Genomic DNA, 9,354 nt, shown 5'->3' on the forward strand with positions numbered 1-9,354 from the left:
AAAACTCGAATTATCAATTACAATTGTGTGCTTGGCAGCTTTTTCTGCATATTTTTCAGCAATTTTTCCTCCAGCTGCAAAAAAAGTTATATCTGCTTTTGAAAAATCATATATCTCTAAATTTTCAATAACATACTCTTTATTTCTAAAAGAAATTTTTTTTCCTGCACTTTTTTCTGAGGCAACTAAATATAGATCATCAAACTTGAAGTTTTTTTTATCAAATACTTCAAGAGTTTTTCTACCAACATTTCCTGTTGCACCTACTATAGCTATGTTCATTTTAAAGCTGTTATACTAAATAAAAGGTAAATCGCAAACTTTACCACTGCAAATATCACTATTTATGCTTGCTTTTACCTTCTGGTCTACATTCCAATGTGATTTTTTCATCATGGCAATACCAATCACTTTTTTAAAATGTGGTGAATAGCATGCTGACCGTAATTCTCCAACGATGTTGTTCTGATCATCAGTAAGATCTAAAGATCCTGTTAAACTTATTTTTTCTATATCAAATTTAACTCCCATTAATTTTTTATTTATTCCTTCAGATTTAATTGCCTTCAATTTTTCTTTTCCTAAAAAGATGACATCACTATCAATGTTAATATATTTATCGAAACCACATTCATAAGGATTATCTCCATTATCCATATCATTTCCATGAGATAACAGTCCACTTTCTATTCGTTCAATCAAATTAGGACATCCTGGTTTAACATTAAATTCTTTTCCAATTTCAAATAAATGATCATACAGTTTTAAGCCTGCTTCTGTATTTTGAACATATACTTCATAGCCTCCTTGTTTAGACCATCCAGATTGTGCGATAAGGTGTTTTGCACCTCCAAATTCAAAATAATCAAAACCAAAAAATTTTAATTTTGTGATCTGTTCTCCAAATATTTTTTCCATCAATTTAAATGATTTTGGACCTTGTATAGCCATGATATCAACTTTTGGCTCTGTGATTTCAACATCAAATTTATTTCCAATTGCTAATCCTTTTGCAAATAATATTACGTCCGTATCTGCAATAGAAATCCACCATTTATTTTCGTTAATTCTTAAAACAACTGGATCATTAATTAAACCAGCATTATCATCTATAATCGGACAATAATAACATCTTCCATCTTTAGATTTTGATAAATCTCTACAAGTCATCAACTGAACTAGTTTTGCAGAATCTTTTCCTGAAATTTCTACCTGTCTTTCAGCTGCTACATCCCAGATCTGAACATGCTCTTTTAAATGATGATAAGATTCTTCAATTGAACCAAAGGCAGCTGGAAGCAACATATGGTTATAAATTGTATAAGCTGTAACACCCTGTTCCTCAATTCGAGAAGTATATGGAGTACTTCTAAGTCTTCTTGATTTTGCGATTAAAAAGTTTTTCATTTTTTCAAAAATTCTAAAACTTTGTCTCTCATTTCAAATGCTTTTTCAATCATAATCATATGTCCACAACCATCTATTATATGTGTAGATGAATTATTAATTAGACTAGAAAATTTTTTTCCAGCTTCTAGATTTACCATCTTATCTAAAGAGCCAAAAATAAACATTGATGGGAATTGGATTAATTTAGCAGCATCAGAACCATTTTTGTAATTGTTACATGCTACAAGGTCTACCGCCAGTATGTCTCTTATATCTCGAGGTGATTGTATTATTTTTTCTACTGGGTTACCTCCAATAAATCTTTTTGAACCTTCATAACCCCACTTCATCATTAATTTAACTGCGTCGGAGTCCCCATTTTTTGCTAGATCAATTAAATCTGGATGTACTGGCATTTTATTTGAGCCTCCAATAAAGACTAACTTTTTTAATCTATCTTTATATTTGTGAGCATATTCAAGTATCTCCAAGCAACCTTGGGAATGACCAATTAAAATTAAATTATTTAGATTTAGTTCGTTAAAAACCCGTTCTAACCAATCAGCTATTTTTTCAATACTATCTAAGCAAGGACCATCGGAATTACCATGCCCAGGCAAATCAATAGATAAAACATTAAAATTATTATTTGAAAAAAATTGTTCTGTTAGAGACCAAACAATATGAGAAAGACCGCTCCCATGAAGAAATACTATTGTATCTTTATTTTGATCAATGCCCTGTCCTGCATCAGAAGCATAAACATTTTTATTTTCTAATTGAAAATTCAAAAATTACCTAAACTTGTTTTCTCAATTCAAATTTTTGTATTTTTCCTGTTGAAGTTTTTGGCAAATCACAGAACACAACCTTTTTAGGAACTTTAAATCCTGCTAAAGTCTCCTTACAAAAATCAATTAATTCTTTTTCAGATACCGGTTTATCTTTAACCATTTCAATAAATGCGCAAGGAACTTCGCCCCATTTTTCATCTGGTTTAGCAACAACTGCAGCAATAGAAACTGATGGATGTTTAGAGAGCGTATTTTCTATTTCAATTGAGGAAATATTTTCTCCTCCAGAAATAATTATATCTTTTGATCTATCTTGTATTTTTACATAGCCATCAGGATGCATCACGGCTAGATCACCACTATGAAACCACCCATCCTTCATAGCTTTATCGGTAGCATCTTTGTCTTTAAAGTAACCTTTCATTACTACATTTCCTCTAATCATAATTTCACCAATTGTTTTACCATCTTTAGGAACTTCTTTCATAGTATCTGGATCCAAAACAGTTACACCTTCAGTATTTGGATATCTCACACCTTGCCTAGCTTTAATTTCATTTTGTTTTTCTTCATCAAAATTGTTCCACTCATCATTCCAAGCACACTGGGTAACATGTCCATAAGTTTCTGTTAAACCGTAAACATGCATAACTTCAAAACCTAATGCTTTCATTTTTTTGAAAATTATACTTGGTGGAGGTGCTCCAGCCGTTAAGACATAAACTTTTTGTTTTAATTTTTTTTTGTCACTTTCTGGTGCTCCGGTAATCATATTTAATACAATTGGTGCACCACCAAAATGGGTTACTTCATATTTTTCAATTAATTGAAAAATTTTTTTAATATCAATATTTCTTAAACAAATTGTCCTTCCATTTAACATCGGAACTGTCCATGGATAGCACCAACCATTACAATGAAACATTGGAACAACTGTTAAAAAATTTAATCTATTTGGCATATTCCAAGCTACCGAACTTCCTGTAGACATTAAGTACGCACCTCTATGATGATAAACTACTCCTTTGGGATTTCCTGTAGTACCTGAGGTATAGCTTAATGATATTGCTTGCCATTCATCTTCTGGCATTTGCCAATCGAAATTTTCATCACCTGTATTTAAAAAACTTTCATATTCTAAATCACCAATTTTTTCTAATTTCGATGGATCAGCATTTTTATCATCTATATCAATTACTATAATTTTCTTATTTAAAGTTTTTAATGCTTTCTTAACTTCTCCATGCAATTGTCTATCAACTACTAGCACCTTTGCATCACTGTGATCTAAAATATATGAAATTGTATTTGCATCTAGTCTTATATTAATTGTATTTAATACTGCACCTGCCATAGGTACTGAGTAATGTCCTTCGAAAATCTCAGGTGTATTGAAGGCCAAAAAAGAAACTGTATCTCCTTTTTTAATTCCAATTTTTGACAGTGCACTAGCAAATTTTACAGCTCTTTTGTAAACTTCCTCCCAAGTATATTTCCTATCTTCATAAATTATAGCTTCATAATTTGGATAAATTTCCCTTGCTCTTTTAAGAAACGTTAATGGAGTAAGTGGTACGTAATTAGCTTTATTTTTATCTAAATTTGTCTCGTAATGATTCATTATTAATTAAACTTAAAATTCATTATATTAGAACTTCCAGAAATAGCGGATTTGTAATGATACTCAGCTCTTGGCAATACCTTATCAAAATAAAATTTTGCTGTATTTATTTTATCACTATAAAATTCCTTATTTTTTTCAAAATCACTAAAACTTACATCTAAAATTTTGATCCAAGCATAAGCAATTGAAATATATCCCAGACTTCTTAAATAATCATTTGCTGCAGCACTAACATCGTCTTTTTCGATTTTATGTTTATCCTTAATCCAGTCGGTAAACTTAGATAAAATATCTAAATAATGATTTAATTCTTTTGAAAATGTATTTACTTTTTCATTTTTACTATCACATTCAGATTTAATCATATCTAAAAACTTATTGATAACATCGCCATTTTTATTTGATAATTTTCTAAATACTAAATCTGCTGCCTGAACAGAATTTGTACCTTCATAGATTGGAGTAATACGATTATCTCTATATAACTGTTCTATTCCTTGGTCTTTAGTATAACCATATCCACCATGTATTTGCATCGCGTCATTCGTAATTTCCATAGCTAAATCTGTAAATAATGATTTAACAACTGGTGTCATCAACGAAACATAGTCCAAAGCTTCTTGTTTAATTTTTTCATCTGGATGATAAAGACTCACCTCAGTTTGTTGTGATAACCAAAAACATAAAGCTCTTTCACCTTCAATGATTGACTTCATATTAAGTAAAGATCTTCTAATATCTGCATGTTCAATAATAAAATCTGCTCCATTTGTAGATTTTGAATTATTTGTTTTGCCTTGTTTTCTCTCTTTTGCATAGGCAAGTGAGTTTTGATAAGCAATTTCAGAAATTCCTAAACCTTGAATGCCTACCACTATTCTCTCAAGGTTCATCATAGTAAACATAGCGCTAAGACCTTTGTCTTTGTTACCAATCATGTACCCAGTTGCTTCATCAAAATTTAAAACACATGTTGCTGAACCCTTAATTCCCATTTTGCTTTCAATAGATCCTGTTGAAATTCCATTTCTTTGACCAACACTACCATCTTTATTTACAATAAATTTTGGAACTAAAAATAAACTAATTCCTTTAGTGCCCGCAGGAGAGTCCGTTGATCTTGCTAAAACTAAATGAATAATATTTTCAGTTAAGTCATGATCACCAGAAGTTATAAAAATCTTTTGACCACTAATTTTATAGGTATCATCAGATTGTTTGACGGCTTTGGTTTTTAACAAACCTAAGTCTGTACCACAGACTGGTTCTGTTAAACACATAGTGCCACTCCATTTACCTTCGACGATCTTTGGTAAATATTTATCTTTAATTTCATCTGAAGCATGATGATTAATACAATTATAGGCACCAATACTAAGTTCACTATATAATTTAAATGACAAACTGGCTGAGGAAAGCATTTCATCAAAGAACGCGCTTACTGTTTTTGGCATTCCTTGGCCTCCATATTTGGGGTCACAAGACAATGACGTCCAACCATCTTCAATGTATTTCTGATATGCTTCTTTGTAACCCGGTGGTGTTCTGACGACACCATTTTCTAAAATTGCTGGATTTTCATCACCTGCTTTAGCAAGAGGTAAAATTAAATTTTGATTTATTTTAGCTGCTTCTTCTAAAATATCTTTAACAAGATCAGCACTCACCTCATTATATTTTTCAAGCTCATTATAATTCTTATTATCTCTTAATTTTTCAAAGAGAAACATCATATCTTTTACTGGTGCGGTGTAACTTGGCATATTTAAAGCTTAGAATAATTCTAGTTTTATTGCAATTTTGAAATTATCGCATCACCCATTGCTGACGTGGAAGTCTCTTTCATACCCTCTGACATTATATCTTTAGTTCTTAACCCATCATTTAAAACATCTTGAACTGCTTTTTCTAAAATATCTGCTTCTTTATCAAGATCTAAAGAATATCTTAGTGCCATAGCAAAGCTCAAAATAGAAGCGATTGGATTTGCTATCCCTTTACCAGCTATATCTGGAGCTGACCCATGTATAGGCTCGTACATTGCTCTCATCTCACCATCTTTATTTTTTGCACCTAAAGATGCTGAAGGTAAAAGACCTAAAGATCCCGTTAACATTGAAGCTTGGTCTGACAACATATCTCCAAACAAATTATCTGTTACAATCACATCAAATTGTTTTGGGTTTCTTAAAAGCTGCATAGCACAATTGTCTGCTAACATATGACTTAATTCTACATCTTTGTATTCTTTTTCATGAAGTTCTTGGACTTCTTCTTTCCACAATTGTCCTGCTTCCATCACATTTGATTTTTCACACGAAGTAACCTTATTTGATCTTTTTCTAGCTAAATCAAAAGCGATCCTAGCTACTCTAGTAATTTCGGTAGTCGTATAAGTGTGTGTATTAATTCCTTTTCTTTCTCCATTTTCAATTGGCTTAATTCCTCTAGGTTCACCAAAATATATTCCACCGGTTAACTCTCTTACTATCATTATATCTAGTCCTGAAACTACCTCTGGCTTTAGAGTTGAAGCATCGACTAATTGTTTAAAACAAATTGCAGGCCTTAAGTTAGCAAAAAGCTTTAATTCTTTTCTAAGTTTTAATAATGCTCTTTCTGGTTTTTTGGAAAATTCTAGGTTATCCCATGTAGGACCACCAACTGCTCCAAGCATAATTACTTCACTTTCTAGTGCTTTATAAAAAACCTCATCAGTGATTGGGGCACCGTGTTTATCATAAGAACAACCACCAACTAGCTCCTGATCTATTTCAAAATCTAAAGATTTTTTATCATTAAACCAGTTAATGATTTTTTTTACCTCGGTTATTACCTCTGGACCAATACCATCACCTGGAAGTAAAAGTATTTTTCTTTTTTTTACTTTAATCATTAAATATCCAAGGCTTTTCGTTTTTTAAATTTGTTTCAAACTTTTCTATTTTTTCTGATTTTTTTAGTGATAAAGCGATATCATCAAGCCCTTCTAACAAACATTTTTTCTTAAACGGATCAACTTCAAATTTTAGCTCATTGTTTCCATAAACTATTTTTTCTTCATTCAAATCAATAGAAATTTCTTCTTGTCTATTTGCGTATTCAGATAGCTCTTTTATTTTTTCTTCTTTAAGGATTATTGGTAAAATTCCATTTTTAAAACAATTGCTAAAAAAAATATCTGCATAACTTGAACTTATTACACAAGTAATTCCAAAATCTAATAAAGCCCAAGGAGCGTGTTCTCTTGATGAACCACATCCAAAGTTTTTTCCAGCAATTAAAATTTTAGATTGATTAAATGGATCTTTGTTTAATACAAAATCATTTATTTCTTTACCTTGATCATCATATCTCATTTCAAAAAATAGATTTTTTCCAAGACCAGTTCTTTTGATAGTTTTTAAAAACTGTTTTGGAATTATCATATCTGTATCAATATTTACAATTGGTAAATAAGCTGGGATACTTTTTAATTTATTAAATTTTTGCATTTAATTTTGATACTTTCTGACATCATCTAAATTACCTGAAATTGCAGCTGCAGCTGCCATTCCCGGACTAACTAGATGGGTTCTACCACCTCTACCTTGTCTTCCTTCAAAATTTCTATTTGATGTAGATGCGCATCTTTCCTCTGGCTTTAATTTATCGGCATTCATTGCTAAACACATGGAGCAACCTGGCTCTCTCCATTCAAACCCTGAACTAACAAAAATTTTATCTAGTCCTTCTTGCTCTGCTTGTTCTTTAACTAAGCCTGAGCCTGGAACTACTATAGCATTAACATGCGATGAAACTTTTTTATCTTTTAAGATTTTTGCTGCTTCTCTCAAATCTTCAATTCTGCCATTAGTGCAACTACCAATAAATACTTTATCTATTTTTATATCTGTGGCTGCCATGTCAGGTTTCAGACCCATATACTTTAAAGCTCTTTCAATTGAATTTTTTTTATCTTCATCGGTCTCATTATTTGGATTTGGAACTTTTCCATCAATTGTTATTACATCTTGTGGTGACGTGCCCCATGTAATCATGGGTAAAATTTCATTTGCATTAAGGCTAATTTCTTTATCAAAACTAGCATCAGAGTCTGTTTTTAAAGTTTCCCAATAGTTCAAAGCTTTATCCCAATTTTCATTTTTTGGTGACATTGGTTTTCCTTTTAAATATTCAAAAATTTTTTCATCTGGTGCAATTAATCCTGCTCTTGCACCACCTTCGATTGTCATATTGCAAATAGTCATTCTTTGCTCAACACTTAAAGATCTTATTAAATCTCCAGCATATTCCACAACAGATCCTGTACCACCTGCTGTACCTATTTTTCCAATTATTTGAAGTATTACATCTTTAGAAGTAACTCCTAAAGGAAGTTCACCATTAACATTAATTCTAAAATTTTTAGCTTTCTTTTGAACTAGTGTTTGGGTTGCTAAAACATGTTCAACTTCTGAAGTTCCTATTCCAAATGCTAAAGCACCAAATGCTCCATGCGTTGCGGTATGACTGTCTCCACAAACAATAACTGTACCTGGTTGAGTAAAACCTTGTTCAGGTCCTATGATATGAACGATACCTTGCCTCTTATCATCCATACCAAATAACTGAACACCGAATTCTTTACAATTTGCCTCTAAAGTATCTACTTGAATTTTTGACTCTTCATCTGAAATACCTTTTGATCTGTCAGTTGTTGGAACATTATGATCTGCAACTGCTAAAGTTAAATTTGGGTGTCTAACTTTTCTATTAGAATTTCTTAATCCTTCAAAAGCTTGGGGGCTTGTCACCTCATGAATTAAATGTCTATCTACAAAAAGTAAAGATGTGCCATCACCTTGTTGATCAACTAGATGATCGTTCCAAATTTTATCGTATAATGTTGTAGACATTGAAAAAAAAATTATTTTTTTTCTGTAGAGCTTTCTGATTTTTGTTCTTCTTTAGGGGCCTCTGCTGCTGGAGCCGCCTCTTCTTTAGGTGCTGCTTCTGCTTTAGGAGCCTCTTCTTTAGTTGCTTCAACTGCAGGAGCTACATTTTCCTCTGTAACTGTTTCTGGTTTTGCCTCGATATCAATACCAATTTTTTTTCTAATTTTTTCTGCAATCCTTGCTGATTTACCAGTTCTGTCTCTTAGATAATAAAGTTTTGCTCTTCTTACTTTACCTGATCTAATAACTTTAATTGAGTCAATTAAAGTTCCAAATAGTGGGAAAGTTCTCTCAACACCCTCTCCAAATGAAATTTTTCTAACCGTAAAAGATGAGTTTAGATCTCTGCTTTTTTTAGCAATACACACTCCCTCAAAATATTGAATTCTTTCTTTTTTACCCTCGGTAATTCTCACACCAACTTTAACAACGTCTCCAGGATAAAATTCTGGAATTTTTTTCTCTGAAAGAATTTTGTTAACGTTATGCTGGTTTATTTCTTCAATTGTTTTCATGTTAGTATTTATCAAATTAATTCTTCTTATATTTTTCCCATAAATCTGGTCTTCGGACGCGTGTTATAGCCTCAGATTGAGATAAACGCCAGTGT

General features: G+C 31.7%; 8 protein-coding genes and 2 pseudogenes. All 10 read right to left on the reverse strand.

Annotation, left to right across the window (positions count from 1 at the left end):
* A pseudogene (locus tag AMN88_RS01295) lies at positions 1-282 on the reverse strand (aspartate-semialdehyde dehydrogenase); the annotation flags it as partial.
* Between the two features lie 15 nt (positions 283-297).
* On the reverse strand, positions 298-1,407 hold the full coding sequence (locus tag AMN88_RS01300) for a dimethylsulfoniopropionate demethylase (protein ID WP_075536083.1): 1,110 nt from the start codon (positions 1,405-1,407) through the stop codon (positions 298-300).
* Entirely contained in the window at positions 1,404-2,180 is a 777-nt protein-coding gene (locus AMN88_RS01305; RefSeq protein ID WP_075536084.1) for an alpha/beta fold hydrolase, read from the reverse strand. The genes AMN88_RS01300 and AMN88_RS01305 overlap by 4 nt, the downstream gene beginning before the upstream one ends.
* 7 nt (positions 2,181-2,187) lie before the next feature.
* On the reverse strand, positions 2,188-3,804 hold the full coding sequence (locus tag AMN88_RS01310; protein WP_075536085.1) for an acyl-CoA synthetase: 1,617 nt from the start codon (positions 3,802-3,804) through the stop codon (positions 2,188-2,190).
* Between the two features lie 2 nt (positions 3,805-3,806).
* A complete protein-coding gene (locus tag AMN88_RS01315) occupies positions 3,807-5,570 on the reverse strand; it encodes an acyl-CoA dehydrogenase family protein (RefSeq protein WP_075536086.1) in 1,764 nt (587 codons plus the stop codon).
* 26 nt (positions 5,571-5,596) lie between these two features.
* Positions 5,597-6,703: a 3-isopropylmalate dehydrogenase gene (gene leuB, locus AMN88_RS01320; RefSeq protein ID WP_075536087.1), complete on the reverse strand. Its 1,107-nt coding sequence runs from the start codon at positions 6,701-6,703 to the stop codon at positions 5,597-5,599.
* On the reverse strand, positions 6,696-7,301 hold the full coding sequence (gene leuD, locus AMN88_RS01325; protein ID WP_075536088.1) for a 3-isopropylmalate dehydratase small subunit: 606 nt from the start codon (positions 7,299-7,301) through the stop codon (positions 6,696-6,698). The genes leuB and leuD overlap by 8 nt, the downstream gene beginning before the upstream one ends.
* The gene (leuC, locus tag AMN88_RS01330; protein WP_075536089.1) at positions 7,302-8,705 is read right to left on the reverse strand and encodes a 3-isopropylmalate dehydratase large subunit; all 1,404 of its coding nucleotides are present in this window, start codon (positions 8,703-8,705) and stop codon (positions 7,302-7,304) included.
* Positions 8,706-8,716: 11 nt separating this feature from the next.
* A complete protein-coding gene (rplS, locus tag AMN88_RS01335) occupies positions 8,717-9,259 on the reverse strand; it encodes a 50S ribosomal protein L19 (RefSeq protein WP_075536090.1) in 543 nt (180 codons plus the stop codon).
* Between the two features lie 16 nt (positions 9,260-9,275).
* Positions 9,276-9,354 (reverse strand): annotated as a pseudogene (locus tag AMN88_RS04490) (tRNA (guanosine(37)-N1)-methyltransferase TrmD); the annotation flags it as partial.

This window comes from Candidatus Pelagibacter communis (assembly GCF_001180165.1).
Classification (GTDB): Bacteria; Pseudomonadota; Alphaproteobacteria; order Pelagibacterales; family Pelagibacteraceae; genus Pelagibacter; species Pelagibacter ubique_P.